The 19,086-nt window shown below is 62.3% G+C and carries 16 protein-coding genes and 1 tRNA gene; 5 read left to right on the top strand and 12 right to left on the bottom strand.

Annotated features, from left to right (window positions below; translation table 11 throughout):
- Nucleotides 1-2: 2 nt before the first annotated feature.
- From ACWGTO_RS12400 to ACWGTO_RS12375, 6 genes are all read right to left on the bottom strand, one after another.
- Nucleotides 3-791 carry a TatD family hydrolase gene (locus ACWGTO_RS12400; protein WP_454575142.1) on the bottom strand — a complete coding sequence of 263 codons (789 nt, stop codon included), beginning with the start codon at nt 789-791 and terminating at the stop codon, nt 3-5.
- The gene (gene metG / locus ACWGTO_RS12395) at nt 791-2,341 is read right to left on the bottom strand and encodes a methionine--tRNA ligase (RefSeq protein ID WP_454575141.1); all 1,551 of its coding nucleotides are present in this window, start codon (nt 2,339-2,341) and stop codon (nt 791-793) included. The genes ACWGTO_RS12400 and metG overlap by 1 nt, the downstream gene beginning before the upstream one ends.
- Before the next feature lie 92 nt (nt 2,342-2,433).
- Nucleotides 2,434-3,489 carry a DNA polymerase III subunit delta' gene (locus ACWGTO_RS12390; protein ID WP_454575140.1) on the bottom strand — a complete coding sequence of 352 codons (1,056 nt, stop codon included), beginning with the start codon at nt 3,487-3,489 and terminating at the stop codon, nt 2,434-2,436.
- On the bottom strand, nt 3,486-4,160 hold the full coding sequence (tmk, locus tag ACWGTO_RS12385; RefSeq protein WP_454575139.1) for a dTMP kinase: 675 nt from the start codon (nt 4,158-4,160) through the stop codon (nt 3,486-3,488). The genes ACWGTO_RS12390 and tmk overlap by 4 nt, the downstream gene beginning before the upstream one ends.
- Before the next feature lie 76 nt (nt 4,161-4,236).
- Nucleotides 4,237-5,403, bottom strand: a complete 1,167-nt coding sequence (locus ACWGTO_RS12380; protein ID WP_454575138.1) for a D-alanyl-D-alanine carboxypeptidase family protein — start codon at nt 5,401-5,403, stop codon at nt 4,237-4,239.
- A gap of 97 nt (nt 5,404-5,500) precedes the next feature.
- Nucleotides 5,501-6,706, bottom strand: coding sequence for a septal ring lytic transglycosylase RlpA family protein (locus tag ACWGTO_RS12375; protein ID WP_454575137.1), 1,206 nt, complete (start codon nt 6,704-6,706; stop codon nt 5,501-5,503).
- A gap of 371 nt (nt 6,707-7,077) precedes the next feature.
- Here ACWGTO_RS12375 and ACWGTO_RS12370 point away from each other — a divergent pair.
- A tRNA-Ser gene (locus ACWGTO_RS12370) sits at nt 7,078-7,167 on the top strand.
- A gap of 169 nt (nt 7,168-7,336) precedes the next feature.
- On the opposite strand, the gene ACWGTO_RS12365 is transcribed toward ACWGTO_RS12370, so the two are convergent.
- Nucleotides 7,337-7,834 carry a hypothetical protein gene (locus tag ACWGTO_RS12365; RefSeq protein ID WP_454575136.1) on the bottom strand — a complete coding sequence of 166 codons (498 nt, stop codon included), beginning with the start codon at nt 7,832-7,834 and terminating at the stop codon, nt 7,337-7,339.
- Nucleotides 7,835-9,629: 1,795 nt separating this feature from the next.
- Between ACWGTO_RS12365 and ACWGTO_RS12360 the strand changes: the two genes are divergently transcribed.
- From ACWGTO_RS12360 to rimO, 3 genes are all read left to right on the top strand, one after another.
- Nucleotides 9,630-10,037, top strand: coding sequence for a DUF930 domain-containing protein (locus tag ACWGTO_RS12360; RefSeq protein WP_454575135.1), 408 nt, complete (start codon nt 9,630-9,632; stop codon nt 10,035-10,037).
- A gap of 146 nt (nt 10,038-10,183) precedes the next feature.
- On the top strand, nt 10,184-10,843 hold the full coding sequence (locus ACWGTO_RS12355; RefSeq protein WP_454575134.1) for a TerC family protein: 660 nt from the start codon (nt 10,184-10,186) through the stop codon (nt 10,841-10,843).
- 134 nt (nt 10,844-10,977) lie between these two features.
- A complete protein-coding gene (rimO, locus tag ACWGTO_RS12350; protein WP_454575133.1) occupies nt 10,978-12,291 on the top strand; it encodes a 30S ribosomal protein S12 methylthiotransferase RimO in 1,314 nt (437 codons plus the stop codon).
- 155 nt (nt 12,292-12,446) lie between these two features.
- Here rimO and ACWGTO_RS12345 read toward each other — a convergent pair whose 3' ends face one another.
- Nucleotides 12,447-12,890 (bottom strand): hypothetical protein, encoded by a 444-nt coding sequence (locus ACWGTO_RS12345; RefSeq protein WP_454575132.1) that lies wholly within the window; start codon nt 12,888-12,890, stop codon nt 12,447-12,449.
- 236 nt (nt 12,891-13,126) lie between these two features.
- On the opposite strand from ACWGTO_RS12345, the gene ACWGTO_RS12340 reads away from it, so the two are divergent.
- On the top strand, nt 13,127-14,227 hold the full coding sequence (locus ACWGTO_RS12340; RefSeq protein ID WP_454575131.1) for an acyltransferase family protein: 1,101 nt from the start codon (nt 13,127-13,129) through the stop codon (nt 14,225-14,227).
- Nucleotides 14,228-14,272: 45 nt separating this feature from the next.
- Here the strand turns inward: ACWGTO_RS12340 and ACWGTO_RS12335 are convergent, their stop codons facing one another.
- From ACWGTO_RS12335 to ACWGTO_RS12320, 4 genes are read right to left on the bottom strand one after another with little or no spacing between them, the layout of a single operon-like run.
- Complete coding sequence (locus ACWGTO_RS12335; protein ID WP_454575130.1) at nt 14,273-15,340, bottom strand: BMP family ABC transporter substrate-binding protein; 1,068 nt, start codon at nt 15,338-15,340, stop codon at nt 14,273-14,275.
- A gap of 50 nt (nt 15,341-15,390) precedes the next feature.
- On the bottom strand, nt 15,391-16,311 hold the full coding sequence (locus ACWGTO_RS12330) for an ABC transporter permease (protein ID WP_454575129.1): 921 nt from the start codon (nt 16,309-16,311) through the stop codon (nt 15,391-15,393).
- On the bottom strand, nt 16,311-17,426 hold the full coding sequence (locus tag ACWGTO_RS12325; protein ID WP_454575128.1) for an ABC transporter permease: 1,116 nt from the start codon (nt 17,424-17,426) through the stop codon (nt 16,311-16,313). The genes ACWGTO_RS12330 and ACWGTO_RS12325 overlap by 1 nt, the downstream gene beginning before the upstream one ends.
- Nucleotides 17,423-19,000: an ABC transporter ATP-binding protein gene (locus tag ACWGTO_RS12320; RefSeq protein WP_454575127.1), complete on the bottom strand. Its 1,578-nt coding sequence runs from the start codon at nt 18,998-19,000 to the stop codon at nt 17,423-17,425. The genes ACWGTO_RS12325 and ACWGTO_RS12320 overlap by 4 nt, the downstream gene beginning before the upstream one ends.
- Nucleotides 19,001-19,086: the final 86 nt, after the last annotated feature.

Raw genomic sequence — 19,086 nt, 5'->3', positions numbered from 1 at the left:
CGTCAGAGTCCGGAGGTCCGCGGCATCTTGCCGAACAGACGGAAGAAATTCGCCGTCGTAAGGGTCGCGATCTCGGCCTCGCCGACGCCAACCGTTTCGGCCAGCACCTTGGCGGTGTGCGCGACATAGGCCGGCTCGTTGCGCTTGCCGCGAAACGGCACCGGCGCCAGATACGGCGCGTCGGTCTCGACCAGCAGCCGGTCATGCGGCACATCGGCGGCGATAGCGCGCAATTCGGCGGAGTTCTTGAAGGTCAATATGCCCGAGAAGGAGACATAGCCGCCAAGCGCCACGCCCACCTCGGCCAGACGGCGTCCCGAGGAAAAACAATGCAGGATGAAGGGGAAGGCGCCCTTCCCTGTTTCGTCCTCGAGGATGGCAGCCATGTCGTCGTCGGCGTCGCGCGAATGGATGACGAGCGGCAGGCCGGTTTCGCGCGCAACTGATATGTGGGTCCGAAAGCCCTTTGCCTGCGCGTCGCGCGGCGCTTTGTCGTAGTAATAGTCGAGCCCGGCCTCGCCGATCGCCACCACCTTTGGATGCGCGGACAGGCGAACCAGCTCCTCAGCCGTCACATCGAGCTCTTCGCCGGCATTGTGCGGATGGGTACCGACCGAGCAGTAGACTTCGTCGAAAGCCTCCGCAATCTCAAGCACTTGCGGAAACCGCTTCACGCGCGTCGAGATGGTCACCATGCGACCGATCCCGGCGGCCTTGGCGCGAGCGACGATGGCCGCCCGCTCCTCGGCGAAATCCGGAAAGTCGAGATGGCAATGGCTGTCGACGAGCATCAGGCGCTCGCCTCCGGCTTTTCGACGTAACGCGGAAAAATCCCTTCCGGCACGGGCAGTGCCGTGCCGGGCACCAGTGCATAGTCGGCGTGGACATGGGCGAAGTCACGATTGTCCGCCGGCACCGCCAGCAGGTCGAGCAGCTTCGCCGCCGACCCCGGAATGTAGGGCTGGCACAGAAGCGCCACGCGACGCACGAGCTCGGCTGTCGTCCACAACACAGTTTCCATGCGCGCCGGATCGGTCTTCTTCAGCGCCCAGGGTGCCTGCGAGGCGAAGTAGCGATCGGCTTCCGCCACCACACTGAAGATTGCCGCCAGCGCCAGATGGATGCCCTGTTCCGCCATCGCCTTGCGCGCCGCCCCAAGCGCTTCCACTGCCTGGTCGAGGATGGCGCTGTCGGCCTCGGTCAGTTCGCCGCGCTGCGGCACCGCGCCGCCGCAGTTCTTGGCGATCATCGACAGCGAGCGCTGGGCCAGATTGCCGAGGCCGTTGGCAAGGTCGGCATTGGTGCGGTTGACGATCGCTTCATGGCTGTAGCTGCCGTCCTGGCCGAACGGCACCTCGCGCAGGAAGAAATAGCGCACCTGGTCGACGCCGTAATGCTCGACCATGGTGAAGGGGTCGACGACATTGCCGACCGACTTCGACATTTTCTCGCCACGGTTGAACAGGAAGCCATGTGCGAACACGCGCTTTGGCAGTTCGATGCCCGCCGACATCAGGAAAGCCGGCCAATAGACCGCATGAAAGCGGACGATGTCCTTGCCGATGATGTGCGTGGCCGGCCAGTAGCGCCATTGCTCGGTCTTGGTGTCGGGATAGCCTGCGGCGGTGATGTAGTTGGTCAAGGCATCGACCCAGACATACATCACGTGCTTGTCATCGCCGGGCACCGGCACGCCCCAATTGAAGGTCGTGCGCGAGACCGAGATATCCTTGAGGCCGGACCTGACGAAGCTCATTACCTCATTTCGGCGCTCGGCCGGACCGATGAAATCGGGCTGGTTTTCGTACAGCGCAAGCAATTTGTCCTGATAGGCGGAAAGCCTGAAGAAATAACTTTCCTCCTCGTTCCACTCGACGGGCGAGCCAAGCGGCTCGCGCCGCACACCGTCGTCGCCGAGCGTGGTTTCGCTCTCTTCAAAATAGGCTTCCTGGCGGACCGAATACCAGCCGCTATAGCGGTCGAGATAGATGTCGCCATTGGCGGCCATCGCCTTCCAGATCGCCTGGCAGGACGCGTAGTGGCGTGGTTCCGTCGTGCGGATGTAGTCATCATTCGAGCCGCCCATCGCCTCGGTCATCGAACGGAAGATCGCTGAATTGCGGTCGGCCAGCGCCAGAGGCGTGATGCCATCCTTCTCGGCTGTCTGCTGCATCTTGAGGCCGTGTTCGTCGGTGCCGGTCAGGAAGAACACGTCCTTGCCGTCGAGACGCTGGAAGCGAGCCAGCGCGTCGGTCGCTATAACGGTATAGGCGTGGCCGATATGAGGCTTGCCGTTCGGATAGAAAATCGGTGTCGTGATGTAGAATGTGTCGCGTGACATGAATGAACCGTCATGAATGTCCGAATTGAATGTGAGGCGGTGGATATCGCATCGAGACGGCGATTGCCATCCCGACCCGAAGCCGGATCCGGTCACATTCGCATTGCGGAATTCAGGCGGTCGATCATGGTCAAGGCGTGCTGCTTCTTGTCGAGATTGTAGGTATCGGTCTCAGATATAGCGTCCAGCGCCTCGTGCCAAGTGTCCGACAGGGTTTTCGCCCGCTGGAGATCACCGGCCAGTGCCGCTTCGCTGGCGCCTGACGACAGCAGATCGAGTGCCCGACGGTTGAAGATGTCGAACTGGATCGCCTGGTCGCGGCCGGCGACGGCCTCGGCAAGGCGATAGGCGCCGGCGATGTCGCTCTTGCCTGAAGTGACCAGGGCATCGAGCGTGCCCGCAATCTCCAGTCCGCCATATTGCGTCAACAGGATCGCACTGCGGGCGCTGCCCCCTGCCCGTTCCGCCAGTGCCGCGCGCGCCGCCGGATCGGTCGGCGGCGGCGGCTCGACAGTCTCCAGAACGCTCATCAGGCTGCCGGCATCGAGCGGCGCCAGCCGCACCATCTGGCAGCGCGAGCGGATCGTCGGCAACAGGCTGCCCGGCGCATGGACGATGAGGATGAAGAGCGTGCGGGTCGGCGGCTCCTCAAGATTCTTCAGCAAGGCATTGGCGGCGTTGGTGTTCATGTCGTCGGCCGGATCGACGATCACCACCCGGTAGCTGCCGTCATGCGAGGTCAGCGACAGGAAGCGGTTGACCTTGCGGATCTCATCGACGGTGACGACGGTCTTGAAGCTCTTGGTCTTGTCGTTTAGCGGCCGGGTCAGATGCAGCACGCCGGGATGCGCCCCGGTGGCGATCTGGCGAAACAGCGATGAGGCCGGATCGGGAACGGCAAACACGTCCGGCGCCTGCTCGAAGGCCGGATGCTTCAACAGATGATGCGCCAGGTGGAAGGCGAGCGTCGCCTTGCCGATGCCGACCGGTCCGGCAAAGATCAGCGCATGCGGCAGTTTTCCCGAGCGATAGGCGGCGGCGAGCATCGCGGCCGCCTGCTCGTGGCCGACCAGGCGCAGCGTTTCGGACGGTTCCGGCACGCCGTCCAGCGTGTCGTGCTGCTCGGGGGCGATGCGTTCGAAGATCATGCGGGCGCCGCCTGTCTGTCGCGGGCGAGCGCCCTAGCCTCAAGTGCTGCGAACACCGCCGCGGTGACGACGTCCTCGACCATATCGGGAGGCGCCGCCGCATCGATCACGATGCAGCGATCCGGTTCGGCGGCTGCAATCGCCAGGAAGGCGTCGCGGCGGCGCCGGTGGATATCCAGCGTCTCCTTTTCGAAGCGGTCCGGACCGTCGCTGGCGCCACGCCGCGCGGTGGCGCGCCGCAAGCCTTCGGCGGGGTCGATGTCGAGGATAAGCGTCATGTCAGGCATCATGCCGTTGATGGCGACCTCTTCCAGCGCTTCCATGAAAGCGGGGTCGAGGCCGCCGGTGACACCCTGGTAGACGCGCGAGGAATCCAGGAAACGGTCGCACAGCACGACGGAGCCTTGCTCCACCGCCGGCCGGATGACCTGCTCGACATGGTCGGAACGCGCGGCGGCGAACAGCACCGCCTCCATCTTCGGCCCGAATGGCTCGGCGGCGCCAGAAAGCAGGACATGCCTGACCGCCTCGGCGCCGGGCGATCCCCCGGGTTCGCGGGTGACGAGAACATCATATTTCTTGGCGCGCATCTTCCTGGCCAGCCGCACGATCTGCGTCGACTTGCCGGCGCCCTCGCCGCCTTCGAAGGTGATGAAAAATCCGCGCGCCAACCGAAAGGCCTTTTGTCCTGCTTTGCGCTGACGTCATAGTCCGGACCTTGTCAAAGGTCCACGATTCTAACTCTGCTTAACGCAGCCAGCCGACGGCCAGTTCCCTGGCGGCATCGAACGCGCGTTGCGGCAGCGTGCCGACGCCGACCGATTCGGCGGCGAAAAGCGGGGTCTCCTGGCTCAGCGTGTCGCCGATCCAGACGCGCAGCACACCGACGGGCTGGCCCTCCTCCACCGGCGCCGATACCGGCCCCTGATAGACGATCCTGGCGGTCAGCTTGTCGCGGTTGGCGATCGGCAAAAGCACGTTGATCGGCGCCTTCGCCTTCAGCGCCACGCCGGGTTTGGCGCCGCCGAACACCTGGGCCTCGCCGACCACTTCATTGTTGGCGAAAATCTCGGTCTTCTCGAAGGAACGGACGCCCCATTCGAGCAGCTTTCGCGCTTCCTCGGCGCGCTCGCGATCGTTCGCCAATCCGCTCATCGCCGCGATCACCCGCGCGACGTCATGGCTGACCGAGCCGACAATGCCGAAACCGCCCGCCTCGCTTGCTCCAACCGCCAGTCCGTCGGCGCCGATGCCCATGGCCAGCAGCGGGTTGCGGTTCCTTTGCGTAATCTTGTTCCAGGTGAAATCGGGCCGGCCATAATAGAGGTAGAGATCAGGGTATTCGCGCCACAGGTGCAGGCCGAGCTGCGCCAGTTCGCGCACCGTCGTCTGCTGACCGTCGGCCGGCAGGCCGGTCGAATTGACGAATGTCGATTTCGCCAGTCCGATCTGGCGAGCGCGGTCGTTCATCTGCGCGGCGAAATTCTCTTCGGAGCCCGCCATGCCCTCGGCCAGCACCATGCAGCCGTCATTGGCGGCCTGTATGGTGACGCCCTGGATCAGGTCCTCGACCCGGACCGCCGATTTGAGCTTGGCGAACATGGTCGACGTTCCCGACGGGGCGCCGCCCTTGCGCCAGGCGTTCTCCGAGACCACGAAGGTGTCGTCGAGGGTCATGCGCTTCGACTTGATGGCGTTGAAGACCATCTCCATGGTCATCAGCTTGGCCATCGAGGCCGGCGGGATCGGTCGGTCGGCATCCTTGGAAAACAGCACCGTGCCGGTTTCGGCGTCGATCATGAAAGCCTGCGTGGCCTTGGTCTCAAAAAGCTGCGCGTTGGCCGGAACCAGCGCGGCCAGCAAAAGGCCAAGACCCAAAAGCCCGGCAAAAGGGTGGACAAGGCGAAATCGCATGAGAGGCTCGACCCGTTGGCCTGCAGGAAACGTGCTGCAAAGCTATCAGTCTTCTTCCCGGCGGATCAACCGCGCAATGGCAAAGCCGGCTTCTTGATCAGTTGCGCACAGCCAGCGCATCCGGCGCGCCGTGCGACCATGCCGCGCGCAGGAGATCGTCGACATTGCCGTGGCCATCCGGATAGAGATTGACCGCGTACCAGTCATTGCCGTCGAGTTCGGTGCTCTGGATTTCGGTCCTGCCGAAGGGTTTGAGGGCTTCAGCCACCCGCTTTGCCTCGGCTGCATCGTCGAAGGAGCCTGCCGCGACATAGTCGGAGACGGAAGGCTCCGCCTGCGGGTTGGATTTCTTCCACGATTGCAGGATGTCGGCCGGCGACATGCCCTGGTCATCGAGTGCGGCAAACACGTCGGCGCGCTGCACGCGTTCATCCGCATAGGAGAGCGAAGCCACGGCGAAGGGCGTCTCCGGCCGCTGAGGCACGATCGGCCCGAATTCAGGCAGCGTCACATCACCGAAAGCTGGCGCCTGCACTGACATCACCGGCTGTGCTTCGGTGCCGGAGTTGGTCAGCTGGCCGGGGAACGGCACGGCGGCCGCCCCAACCGGCAGGCTCGGCGAAGGTCCGTTCATCGCCACCATGACGCCGGTCGGCAAGCCGTCCGACGGGTCCGGTATCCGGTTGCCGGGATGGTAGGATGCCATCAAATACTGATCGTCGTCGCCATCGAGCGGAGCGCGGCCGACATATTCGACCTTGACCTTGGCGGTGCCGACGTTTGCGTAGTCGAGCATCTGGGCGGCACGCTCCGAAACGTCGATGATGCGGCCTTCATGGTACGGGCCGCGGTCGTTCACGCGCACGATAACCGAACTGCCGGTTTCGAGGTTGGTGACACGGGCGTAGCTCGGCAGCGGCATGGTCGGATGCGCCGCCGTCAGATGCGTCATGTCATAGACTTCGCCATTGGCTGTGAGTCGGCCGTGGAAGGCGTCGCCATACCAGGAGGCGAGACCCACCTTGGCGTAGCGCTTGTCTTCCTTGGGATAATACCACTTGCCGCGCACCTGATAGGGCTTGCCCAACTGGTCGCGGCCGCCGCCGCGCCGCATGTATTGGACGCGCGGGCTGGCCTTCACGCCATACTCGGTCTCGGCAAAATATTCCTTCGAGCGCGGCTTTCGGGTGTCGACCATGGCCTTGGGCTGCGGCGACGCGCACGCGGCCAGCAACACAGCCGAAAGAGCGCACAAGACCAAAGCAGGAGCGCGACGAAGACGCCGATGCGTCGTGGTCTGCATGTTTTCAGATGTCCCCTACCATGTCGACACAGGCGCCGCTTCTAGAATCTCGGCGAAGCCAGAACTGCAATGCCTGCGACGCGCCAATCCCCATTCCCTTGTGCGCAGGAAATGTTTAGCAGCCTATTAATCGATTGTGTCCGGAACCGGGCAGGATTGTGGCGGCGGTGGCAAGGCGATGGACCTGAGAAATCGGGCTGTCTGGACTCGACCGCTGTCCATTTTGCCCAGGCGGACCGACCCATGCCGGTTGACACGGCTTTGCCGAGCGCACTAGAGCAATGAACGCACATGATCGACCTTTCGCTGCTGCTTCCGGCAGCCAGGAGCGGCGATCATGACGAGCGCGCAAGTGATTGAAAAATCACGACGGAGGGATGGCCGAGCGGTTTAAGGCACCGGTCTTGAAAACCGGCGTGGGTGCAAGCCCACCGTGGGTTCGAATCCCACTCCCTCCGCCACAATCAAAGCATAATCAATGATTTAGACGGTTCATTGGAACCTTGCTATAACCGTTGCCCCACATGCCGAAAAAACCGCAAACTCGATAAGGGGATGTAAAGTAGGCTAACATTTGGGCTAACTAAAGCGCGGAAAGGCTCCGTTTGAAGCCTCGCAATTGCGACTTTTTCACCGGTGGGGAGCGGTGAAGCGGTCGGAGTCGGCAATCTGCAGCATGTTAAGTGGGTCGGAATCGTACTTGGCGCCGAACCAGTCATGATACACAATGCGGATCGGAAACATCGCCTGCGGTTTCCAAAAGCTTTGCTGCGGATCCATGTGCGTCATCCCAAATGAGCATGACGTCTTGTCGCCGTTTTGGAGGAGCGGAATTTCCGTAGAATCATGGAAACACGCCAGCCACCGATTTTGGTCATCCTCACTAGCACCGGCTCCAAGCGCCGCTTTGAGCCCCGCTCGATCGTAAACGATGAGGCGGATATTTGTCGCGGGAATTGATCCGGAATTCAGCACGACGAGCTTATAGGCGATCCCGTGGCTCCCGCCGCTATGAGTTTTAACTGTAGCCGTTACAATCGGGCGAAACTGGCGCTTCCAAAAGTAGAACGACATACCGAGAGCAAGGAGAGATATGGCCAGTGCGGCAAGCGCTATTAAGGTGTCCAAGTTCGTTCTCCTTCTTGCCGCCTAACGGTGGCGGGCTTCTTCAAGGCGGAAGCACACTTGTTTCTTGAACAATCCTGGTCACCTCTCCCTCGTCAACCATGGGCTTTGAGCGTTTCCCCTGAAGCGGTCCGCAGCCGATGGAGTGCAAGGCCGAATCCGGAATGCAAGATGGTCCAATGAGGTAGGTTGCTGACCTAATGGGGCGACGACCATTATGCGCAATCGCTAAAATACGGAACGTCCAATGGACATTGCCGGAACCGAACAGGGTCAATTAGACCTTTGCGCGAGTAAGTCTGAGACCTTGGTCCCCATCAGTTTGAGGTAGAGCGCCGGGCCACAGAACGCTTCCTTGATCATTTTTGGCCCGCCTGGCCGAGCGCAGCCGCGGGAGCCGCCAAGCTGACGTTGGAAAGCGCCAAGCCCGGTGATCAATCAATCCCGACGTATGACGTTACGTCAAGAATCAGGTATCACTGAGTTACGGCGGACCTGATAACCGCCCTGCCGGCGCTGATCAGGCAACCTCCCAAGCGGCGCCGGCCTTTTTCCAAGCGGGCGGCCCGCAAAATTTAGATCGGCCGCAGGTCGCCACTAAGCAAATTGGCTGAGGCTGCAGAAGCGAACGTATGAGACGACGCCGATTGCCTTCGAAGCAGCTTGCGCTCATTCTTAAGTCAGCCAGCACCGCGCCTCGTTCAAGCCAGACTGGTCAGGCCCAGCAGCAGCCGCCGCAAGTCCCTAGACCATGCCGCTGGGCCGCCCTGCTACAAGACGCGCTGGGCCGCGGGGGCGCTCCGAACGGCAAGGTCACCGTCTCTTCCGCGATCACACCAAATGCAAATGCGGCCCGTCTGTTAGCCTATCTTGGCGGCGGACCATTTTCCGCCATGGCCGGCGCCCCCTACCTAAGGCACCCCAACAAGCGCCCTTGCGGCGCCGGCTATCTTCACCGGCGTTCGCTGTGGACCATCGTCCAAAAGGCTGTATTTCCACAACTCTAGCGAGAGCGGTACACTCACTACTCGGCGCGCTTCCCTCAAAGCGCCGTCGGCAAAAGGGTCGGCGCCCTCTGGTTTGTTCAGTGTCAAAAGGAGGGCGCCGGCCCAGCCATTGCCATTCGCCTGCGCCCTCGGTGTTGAGAGCGATACGAAGGGCAATTCGTGACACGAGTGAAGCGTAGCAAACTCGCCGAGCGAAGACCCCAACAGCCTCAAGCCCGGCGAGCCTACAACCTGATCAGAATACGCGATCAGGACCGGGGTCAGCCGGCAAGCTCGTGCAGCAAGACTGATGCCAGCGATTGTTTCCCGAAATGGGACTGCATAAAAGTAAGGTGATCTGATCTGGGGAAAACGTCCGCGCCGGGTTCTATTGCAGAGTCGCTAATATTAGGGTGGCATTAGCCGGCTCGCCAGCCCCGAGTCGGTTAGGCCCGGCGGTAAGTCGAATTCACCCCAACGGACTCTGTCGGGCCGCTTGGTGGATCGCCCGGGAGGGCTATTCTACGGACGGCTTTTGGCGTGGACGACCTCATTACCACGCGCGACGCGCCGCAAATCCCGCCAGGGAAAATCTGAGGGCGACCTGCTGAGCGAACTGGTTCGAGAAATCAACGTCCCCGCGCAGGGCGGTGAATCGTGTGGCCGGGTGGTTTATCTGCTCGGCGGCCGGGGCCCGCGTGCCAGCAGCCGCCGGATTGCGTATCCCTATACTGGGGATGTGCAACGTTGCCGTCAGCGCGTTATCCTGACTGGATCCCGATCGGCACTCCGGTTGATTTCTGAACCGAAGTATGCTGGTTCTCCCGCCCATGAAAAAACTATTCCTTGTGGCCTTGGCCTTGGCGACGCTGGCCTGGCCTGCCCACGCGATGGACGCCGCCTTGCGCGCCGGTTTGCTGAAACTCGATCCGCAGACCCGGCTGGAACAGAGATGCGACGCCGAGGTTCTCGACCGCATCAGCCATGACGATCGCAACTACAAGGCTGATCGGGTGGTCGCTTACGCCTTTGCGACGCCGCAGATGAGCGCCGACGCTATCAAGAGTTCCGGCGCTGCCTTCCGCAGCAAGGGGCAATGGTACCGGCTGAAGTTCAAATGCGAGACGGCGCCGGACCATATGGAGGTCTTGCAGTTCCGTTACCGCATTGGCGACGAGATCCCGGAAGCCGACTGGGCGAAGTACAATCTCTACGACTAAGTTCTCTCAGGCAGAACGCCTCTTCCCCATTCCTGTGGTTTTTCGGCGCTGTTTGTAGCGCTCTCTTGACGCCCGGGAACCATACACGTTAGGGCGTCGGCATATCCGACGACGAACACGCGGCGAACAGTAAGGGCCTCCGGTCGATGGACATTTTCAGCGCTGCAAGCATGACGGCCCTACTCCAGGTCATCGCCATCGATCTGGTGCTTGCCGGCGACAATGCCATCGTCATCGGCCTTGCCGCAGCAGGCCTGCCTGTCGAGCAACGGAAGAAAGCCATTCTCATCGGTGTGCTGGCGGCGACCGTGCTGCGTATTCTCTTCGCCGCGATCACCGTCAAATTGCTTGCCATCGTCGGCCTGCTTCTGGCCGGCGGCATCCTGCTGTTGTGGGTGTGCTGGAAGATGTGGCGCGAGTTGCGGACGTCCCATGCCGAGGAGCAGGAGGCGACCGAGGCGCTGGCCAATGCCGATCTCGACGGCGACAAGACCGTGGCAGTCGGCAAGGCGCGCAAGACGCTCGGCCAGGCAGCGCTGCAGATCGTCGTCGCCGATGTCTCGATGTCGCTCGACAATGTGCTGGCCGTCGCTGGCGCCGCGCGCGATCATTTCCCGGTTCTGGTCATCGGCCTGGTGCTCTCGATTGCCCTGATGGGCCTCGCCGCGAGCTTCATCGCCAAGCTGCTGCATCGCTATCGCTGGATCGCCTATGTCGGCCTGCTGATCATTCTCTATGTCGCGATCGACATGGTGTATCGCGGCATCGTGGAAGTCGCGCCGCATGTAACCAACGCAGTGAGTTGAAGCGCTTTCCGCAATATCGAGCCTGTTTCGACGGCAATTACCGTGCGTTTTGCCGCATGAAGGGCGTGCCCATACCATTGCCGCAATAAGTATGGTACTGCGCCGCCAATCCTGAAAATACCGGAAAACGCTTTATGTCCGCCCCACGCGTGAGTTTCGTCAGCCTTGGATGCCCGAAGGCCCTTGTGGATTCCGAGCGCATCATCACGCGCCTGCGCGCCGAAGGCTATGAGATCGCGCGCAAGCATGACGGCGCCGACCTCGTCGTCGTCAACACCTGCGGCTTCCTCGATTCAGCCCGCGACGAGTCACTCAACGCCATCGGTTCGGCGCTTTCGGAAAACGGCCGGGTCATCGTCACCGGCTGCCTCGGCGCCGAGCCGGATGTGATCCGCGAAAAGCACCCCAATGTGCTCGCCATCACCGGGCCGCAAGCCTATGAAAGCGTGATGGCTGCGGTGCATGAGGCCGCACCGCCGAGCCACGATCCCTATATCGACCTGTTGCCGCCGCAGGGCGTAAAGCTGACGCCGCGCCACTACGCCTATCTCAAGATTTCGGAAGGCTGCAACAACCGCTGCACCTTCTGCATCATTCCCGCTCTGCGTGGCGATCTTGTCTCGCGGCCGGCGGCCGACGTGCTGCGCGAGGCCGAGAAACTGGCCAAGGCCGGCGTCAAGGAACTCCTGGTCATCTCGCAGGACACCAGCGCTTACGGCATCGACATCAAGTATCAGACATCGACGTTCGGCGACCGCGAGGTGCGGGCGAAATTCCTCGACCTGTCGGAGGAACTGGGCAAGCTCGGCATCTGGGTGCGTATGCACTATGTCTACCCCTACCCCCACGTCGCCGACGTCATTCCGCTGATGGCGGAGGGCAAGATCCTGCCCTATCTGGACATTCCGTTCCAGCACGCCTCGCCGCAGGTGCTGAAGAACATGCGTCGTCCCGCGCATGGCGAAAAGACGCTGGAGCGCATTCGCGGCTGGCGCGAAGTGTGTCCGGATCTCGCGATCCGCTCGACCTTCATCGTCGGCTTTCCCGGCGAGACGGAAGATGATTTCCAGATGCTGCTGGACTGGCTGGACGAAGCGAAAATCGACCGCGCCGGTTGCTTCAAATACGAGCCGGTGCGAGGCGCCCGCTCCAACGATCTCGGCCTCGAACAGGTGCCGCAGGAGATCAAGGAAGCGCGCTGGCACCGCTTCATGCAGCGCCAGCAGAAGATTTCGGCGACGCAGCTGGCCAAGAAGGTCGGCAGGCGCCTGCCGGTGCTGATCGACGAGGCGCATGGCACCTCGGCCAAGGGCCGCACCAAATACGATGCGCCCGAGATCGACGGTTCGGTGCACATCCAGTCGCGCCGCCCGCTGCGCCAAGGCGACATCGTCACCGTCAAGATCGACCGTGCCGACGCCTACGACCTCTACGGCTCGGCGGTCTAGGAAACGCCAAAAGAGCGCCTCCCCGGCGCCCTTAAAGCGCGCCGCATCGAAACGGATTCATGCGACGCGCTTTAAGTCTTTGTTTTGATGCATGTCGTTCTCTCAAAACCGGGGGCCACTTTTGAGTGACATGCATTAAGCTGAGTGGCGTTTCGTCAGAGCTTGACCGACTCCATTGCGGCCAGGGACCGATCGATCGCCTGATTGAGGGTCTTGTCCAGCCGCATGCCCGCCGCTTGGGTTGCGACGACCGACAGGCGCGCGGCAAATCCCAGATGGAAGTCGACGAACCATTCAGGGTGCGGCTCGGGCTCCGGAATTGGCGGCCACCACGGCGGCAGCTTCGGGATCTTCGGTCGCGTCGGGCACCAGTCGTCGAGGTCGGCCAGCACCGATTTCATATCGAGCCCGCCTCGCTCGGCGGACCACGCGCCGCGGACGAATTCGTCGGCGATCGCGGCGCCCAGTTCATGCGGCGGGAGCGGCTGAGGATTGAGTGCGACTTGCGCGAACCTCCACTGTGGTCCGTGCGGAATGACATCATAAATGGCTGGAATACGCTTACCGATAATGGCTAAGAGTTTTTTGCTCAATTGCATAAGACATTCTCCTGCTCAAATTAGTAACGCCGGCCGATTTCGTCAGGCCGCAAGATGAGCATGCAAGTAAAAAGCAATTTCGTCTGTGAAGGGGATCACGGAGGCGCATTGCAGGCAGTTGTACCCGGTTGGATGCTTGCGCTGCCATTTACCAAATTTCGCGATATTTGCTGCCGTTTACCCTGTTTGGATGGGACCTGCGTTATGGTTTCCGGGTTGTAAACGCAGAGGTTCGCATGGACGCCAGACCTGCCCGGCAGGATTACATCGCGACGCTCGACCTGCTGAGGCTGGCCGCGGCGCTGGCTGTGGTTTTCTTCCATTATTTCTTTCGGGGTGCTGCCGCCGACGGCGCGCTCGCCGAGGGCTATCCGGCCGTGGCGCCGTTCGCGCTCTACGGATATCTCGGCGTTAATCTGTTCTTCCTGATCAGCGGTTTCGTCATTGCCTGGTCGGCGGAGGGCCGCTTCTGGCAAGAGTTCGCCATCGCGCGTTTCGTGCGCCTCTACCCCGGCTACCTCCTGTGCATGACCATCACCTTCATCATTGTCTTGGCTTTCGGCGTACCGCTGTTTTCAACTTCTCTCGGTCAGTACGCCGCCAATCTGTCGATGTTTGCGCCGTCCTTGGGCCAGCCCTTCATGGACGGCGTCTACTGGTCGATCCTGCTCGAACTGGTGTTCTACGGATGGGTGACGCTGGCGCTCATCGCCGGCGTTTTCCAGAAATGGAAGCTTGGGCTGATCTTCATCTGGCTGGCGATTGCGGCCTTGAACGAGTTCTTCCTTGGCAGCCGGGGGATAAGGCTGCTGTTCATCACCGAGTTCGGTCCGTTCTTCGCCGCCGGCGTGCTGGTCCACCACCTCCATGCGCATGGTCGTTCGTTGCCGGCCCTGCTGCTGCTTGGCGCCGCCTTCCTTCTGTCCTGCAGCACCCTGTCGGTGACGCAGCAGTGGATGCTGAATGAATACGGCATAGCCGTTTCGCAGCCGCATCTGCTGATCGCCAATATCGTCATGCATTCCCTGCTGATCGGCGCGATCCTGCTGCGCAGCTATGTCGTGCCGTCCGCACTGACGCTGGCGCTGGGCGGACTGACCTATCCGCTCTATCTCCTGCACCAGAAAATCGGCTATATCGCCATCAATGCCGCTGCACCTTGGACCGGCAAATGGGCTGCAGCCCTAGGCTGCGTCGCGCTCATGGTTCTGATGTCCTGGGCAATATGGAAGTATTTCGAGCGGCCGGCCCAGCGCGAGGCCAAGGCCTGGATCGGCCGCGGGCTCGATACCGCGCTGGCTCGGTTTCGCGGCACCAGCGCACAGCCGGCGAAATGAAAAAGGGCGCCTTGCGGCGCCCTTTTTGTTTTGTATTTCCTGGGCTTACTGCGGAAGCTTGTCGTCGACGCCCTTCACGTAGAAGTTCATGCCGAGCAGCGTGCCGTCATCGGCGACTTCGCCGTCCTTGAGCCACGGCGTGCCGTCCTGCTTGGCGATCGGTCCGGTGAAGGGGTTCCATCCGTCGGAGATCTTCTTGGTGGTTGCCTCGGCCATAGCCTTCACGTCGTCGGGCATGTTGGTGAAGGGAGCCAGCTTGACGGCGCCGTCCTTGATGCCGAGCCAGACGTTATCCGGCTTCCAGGTGCCGTCCAGTGCTGCCTGTACGCGGCTGATGTAGTACGGTCCCCATTCGTCGGTGAGCGAGGTCAGCTGCGCGTTCGGCGCGAACTTGATCATGTCCGAGGACTGGCCGAAGCCGTGCAGCTTGCGCTCCTCCGCCACCTGCAAGGCTGCGGTGGAATCGGTGTGCTGGACGATAATGTCGGCGCCCTGGTCGAACAGCGCCTTGGCGGCATCGGCTTCCTTGCCCGGATCGAACCAGGAGTTCACCCAGACGATCTTGGCTTTGAAGTTCGGGTTGACCGACTGCGCACCAAGCATGAAGGAGTTGATGCCCATCACCACCTCGGGGATCGGGAAGGACACAATGTAGCCGGCGACCCCTGCCTTCGATTCCTTGGCGGCGATCTGGCCGAGCACATAGCGGCCTTCATAGAAGCGCGCATTGTAGATGCCGAGATTGTCACCGGTCTTGTAGCCTGTGGCATGCTCGAACATCACCTTGGGAAACTTCTTGGCGACCTTCACTTCCGGATCCATGAAGCCGAAGGAGGTGCCGAAGATGATCTTGCAGCCTTCGCGCGCCAGGCGCTCGAAAGCGCGGTCGGCGTCGGGGCCCTCCGAGACGTTTTCGAGGTAAGCGGTCTCGACCTTGTCGCCGAGCGCCTTTTCCACCTCAAGGCGTCCCTGGTCGTGCTGGTAGGAATAGCCGAAATCGCCGATCGGGCCGGTGTAGACCCAGCACGCCTTCAGCTTGTCGGCGGCTTGCGCCGACGCCGCCAGTGACATGGCGGCAGTCGTGGTCATCAACGCAATAAGCAGTTTTTTCATTGTGTTACCTCTCTGAGTTTAGCCTTGGGGCTTTCCCGTTTGTTTTGTTGTCAACGATCCGGAACGAATGGCTGCCCCAAGGAAGCCGGCGTGTTCATCATCGTCAGACGCTTGTTGCGCGAGATTAGAACGAGAACCACGACGGTTGCCAGATAGGGCAGAGAAGAAAGCAGCTGCGAAGGCACCGGAATGCCAAAAGCCTGTGCATGAAGCTGGCCGATCCACACCGCGCCGAAAATGTAGGCGCCGGCCAGCACTCGCCACGGCCGCCAGGAGGCGAACACGACCAGCGCCAGCGCGATCCAGCCGCGGCCGGCGGTCATGTTCTCCACCCATTGCGGCGTGTAGACCAGCGACAGGTGGCCGCCGGCAAGTCCGGCGCAGGCACCGCCGAAGATCACGGCGAGATAGCGGTAGCGGATGACCTTGATGCCAAGCGCGTGCGCCGACGTGTGGCTGTCGCCAATCGAGCGCAGTGTCAGACCGGTGCGGGTCTTGAACAGAAACCACATGACGGCGGCGGTCAGCGCAATCGAGATGTAGAAGATCGGGTCCTGGCCGAACAGCAGCCTGCCCACCACAGGAATGTCGGTCAGCCCCGGGATATAGAGATTTGGCAGCCTTTCGCCGGGCTGGCCGACAAAGCTCGTCCCCATCATGCCGGACAGGCCGAGGCCAAGCAGCGTCAGCGACAGGCCAGTCGCCACCTGGTTGGTGGCGAGCGACAGCGTCATGACCGCGAACAGCAGGGAGAACACCGCGCCCATGGCGATGGCCGCCAGCAGGCCGATCCAGGGCGATCCCGTGAGATAGCCGGCGCCGAAACCGCCGACGGCGCCCATGATCATCATTCCTTCGACGCCGAGGTTGAGGACGCCGGAGCGCTCGACCACCAGTTCGCCTATCGCCGCGATCAGCAGCGGCGTCGCCGCTGTCGCAATGGTCAAAAGGATGTTGACGGTGATGTCCATCAGCGAGCTTCCTTCAACTTCGGCGCGGCTTCGAGTTTCGGCGCCAGCGCCATACCGACCAGGCGAATGCGATAGTGGATAAGCGTGTCGCAACCGAGCACGAAGAACAAAAGCATGCCCTGGAACACGCGGGCCACCTTGTCGGAGATGCCGAGCGCGCTTTGCACCGCCTCGCCGCCGAGGTACGTCAGCGCCAGCACCAGGCCGGCAGCGACGATGCCGAGCGGATTAAGCCGGCCGAGGAAGGCGACGATGATGGCGGTGAAGCCGTAGCCGGGCGAAATCACCGGCTGCAGCTGTCCGATGGCGCCGGAGACTTCCGAAATGCCGGCAAGCCCCGCCAGCGCCCCCGACAGCAGGAAGGCGAAGAAGACCATGCGGTTGAGGCCGAAGCCGGCGAACCGCCCTGCCCTCGGGCTGGAGCCGAGTACGCGCACCTCGAAGCCCTTGAGCAGGCGGCTCATCAGCACCCAGATCAGCACGGCGGCGATCAGCGCAAAGACAAAACCCCAATTGGCGCGGCCGGCATCCGGCATCAGCTCGGGCAAAACGGCCGAGTCGTTGAACTGGATCGTCTGCGGAAAACCATGGCCCTGCGGATCGCGCCAGGGACCGCGCACCAGCCAGTCGAGGAAGAGCTGGGCGACATAGACCAGCATCAGGCTGGTCAGGATCTCGTTGGTGCCGAAGCGCGTCTTCAGCAAGGCCGGAATGGCCGCGTAGAAGGCGCCGCCAACCATGCCGGACAACAGCATCAGCGGCAGAACCAGCGGTCCCTCGAACTGCGGGAACAACACCGGGATGATCGAACCGAAAATGCCGCCGAGGATGAACTGGCCTTCGGCGCCGATGTTCCAGATGTTGGCCTTGTAGCAAACCGACAGGCCGACCGCGATCAGGATCAGGGGTGCTGCCTTGATCGCCAGCTCATGCAGCTGCCAGACCTGGCTGATCGGCTCGATGAAGTAAATCTCGAAGGCATTCAGCGGGTTGACGCCGAGCAGCGCGAACAGAATCGCGCCGGCAATGATCGTCAGGCCGAAGGCGATGAAGGGCGACAGCGCCGAAAACAGCATCGAGCGTTGCGGGCGTTTGACGAGTTCGAGGCGCATCATGCGGTCTCCAGAACATGTTCGGCGTGGCCGGGCTCGGCGCCTCCCATCAACAGGCCGATCTTTTCGAACGTGGCCTCGGCGATCGGCAGCGGTTTCGACAGTTCGCCATTGTGCATGACCGCGATCGCGTCCGAAATTTCGAACAGCTCGTCGAGGTCCTGGCTGATGACCAGGACAGCCGAACCGCTGCGCGCCAGTTCGATCAGCGCCTGGCGGATATGGGCGGCAGCACCGGCATCGACCCCCCAGGTCGGCTGGTTGACGACCATGACGGCAGGGCTGCGGTCGAGTTCGCGGCCGACGATGAATTTCTGCAGATTGCCGCCGGAAAGGGCAGCGGCTTCCGGATCGGGCGCGCTCTTGCGCACATCCATCGCCACGATGATGCGCTGGGCGGCGGCATAGACCGCACCGCCCTTGACTGCGCCGCCGGTGCCGACAAAGACCTTGCCGTCCGTGGCGTGGCGCGACAGGAGCAGATTTTCCGAAAGCTTCATGCGTGGCGCCGCACCGTGGCCGAGGCGTTCTTCCGGCACAAAGGCGGCGCCCATCAGCCGCCGGCCGGTGATCGAGAGCGCGCCGGCGTCCTTGCCACGGATGCGCACGGACGCGGCGTCCTGCTGCAGCACCTCGCCGGAGACGGATTCGAAGAACTCGCCCTGGCCGTTGCCGGCGACACCGGCAATGCCGATCACCTCGCCGGCGCGCACAGTGAGGTTGATGTTCTTCAGCGGGATCGAGAACGGCGTCGCCGGCTTGCGGCTGAGCGCACGGATCTCGAGCAGAGGCGCGGCGGTCTCGATGCCTTCGGCCGGCGCGCGCACCACGGCTTTCACCTCGTTGCCGACCATCATGCGGGCCAGCGAAGAAGCGGTTTCCTCGCGCGGGTTGCAGTGACCGACGACCTTGCCGTGACGCAGCACGGTGGCGCGGTCGCAGATGCGTTTGACCTCTTCCAGCCGGTGCGAAATGTAGAGGATGGATTTCCCCTCCGAGCGCAGGCGCTCCAGAGTCTCGAACAGCTTGTCGGCTTCCTGCGGCGTCAGCACGGAGGTCGGCTCGTCGAGGATGATGAGCTGGGGCGTCTGCAAGAGGCAGCGGATGATCTCGATGCGCTGGCGTTCGCCGACCGAGAGATCGCCGACCAGCGAGTCCGGGTCGAGCGGCAGGCCGTAGCTGAAGGAAAGCGCCCTCGCCTTGGCAGCGATCGAACTGATCGGCGAGCCGTCATCCAGCGACAAAGCGATGTTCTCGGCCGCGGTCAGCGCCTCGAACAGCGAAAAGTGCTGGAACACCATGCCGATGCCGAGTTTCTTCGCCATGCCCGGGCTGGTGATGCGGACGGCGTCACCATTCCAGAAAATCTCTCCGGAATTGGGCTCCAGCGAACCGAACAGCATCTTGACCAGCGTCGACTTGCCGGCGCCGTTTTCGCCGAGCAGCGCGTGAATCTCGCCTTTGGCGATGTTGAGGTCGATATGATCGCACGCCGTCAGCGTGCCGAATATCTTGGTCAGGCCACGAACCTCAAGCAGGTTCGCTCCATTGTGATCTGCACTCACAGTGCCTCCCATCCGGTTTCCGGACATGTTCTGTGTTCCCGCCAGCATCGTATGCGCTGGCTACTCTCGTGCGAAAGCAGCACCCACCTTGAAAGAGC

Source organism: Mesorhizobium sp. PL10 (assembly GCF_053714315.1).
This window is presented reverse-complemented; position numbering and strand designations above follow the sequence as displayed.

Bases quoted from the DNA above. Each gene is read 5' to 3' on its own strand.
- ACWGTO_RS12400 (WP_454575142.1), bottom strand. From the start codon at position 791: ATGCTCGTCGACAGCCATTGCCATCTCGACTTTCCGGATTTCGCCGAG.
- metG (WP_454575141.1), bottom strand. From the start codon at position 2,341: ATGTCACGCGACACATTCTACATCACGACACCGATTTTCTATCCGAAC.
- ACWGTO_RS12390 (WP_454575140.1), bottom strand. From the start codon at position 3,489: ATGATCTTCGAACGCATCGCCCCCGAGCAGCACGACACGCTGGACGGC.
- ACWGTO_RS12380 (WP_454575138.1), bottom strand. From the start codon at position 5,403: ATGCGATTTCGCCTTGTCCACCCTTTTGCCGGGCTTTTGGGTCTTGGC.
- ACWGTO_RS12375 (WP_454575137.1), bottom strand. From the start codon at position 6,706: ATGCAGACCACGACGCATCGGCGTCTTCGTCGCGCTCCTGCTTTGGTC.
- ACWGTO_RS12360 (WP_454575135.1), top strand. From the start codon at position 9,630: ATGCTGGTTCTCCCGCCCATGAAAAAACTATTCCTTGTGGCCTTGGCC.
- ACWGTO_RS12355 (WP_454575134.1), top strand. From the start codon at position 10,184: ATGGACATTTTCAGCGCTGCAAGCATGACGGCCCTACTCCAGGTCATC.
- rimO (WP_454575133.1), top strand. From the start codon at position 10,978: ATGTCCGCCCCACGCGTGAGTTTCGTCAGCCTTGGATGCCCGAAGGCC.
- ACWGTO_RS12345 (WP_454575132.1), bottom strand. From the start codon at position 12,890: ATGCAATTGAGCAAAAAACTCTTAGCCATTATCGGTAAGCGTATTCCA.
- ACWGTO_RS12340 (WP_454575131.1), top strand. From the start codon at position 13,127: ATGGACGCCAGACCTGCCCGGCAGGATTACATCGCGACGCTCGACCTG.
- ACWGTO_RS12335 (WP_454575130.1), bottom strand. From the start codon at position 15,340: ATGAAAAAACTGCTTATTGCGTTGATGACCACGACTGCCGCCATGTCA.
- ACWGTO_RS12330 (WP_454575129.1), bottom strand. From the start codon at position 16,311: ATGGACATCACCGTCAACATCCTTTTGACCATTGCGACAGCGGCGACG.
- ACWGTO_RS12325 (WP_454575128.1), bottom strand. From the start codon at position 17,426: ATGATGCGCCTCGAACTCGTCAAACGCCCGCAACGCTCGATGCTGTTT.
- ACWGTO_RS12320 (WP_454575127.1), bottom strand. From the start codon at position 19,000: ATGGGAGGCACTGTGAGTGCAGATCACAATGGAGCGAACCTGCTTGAG.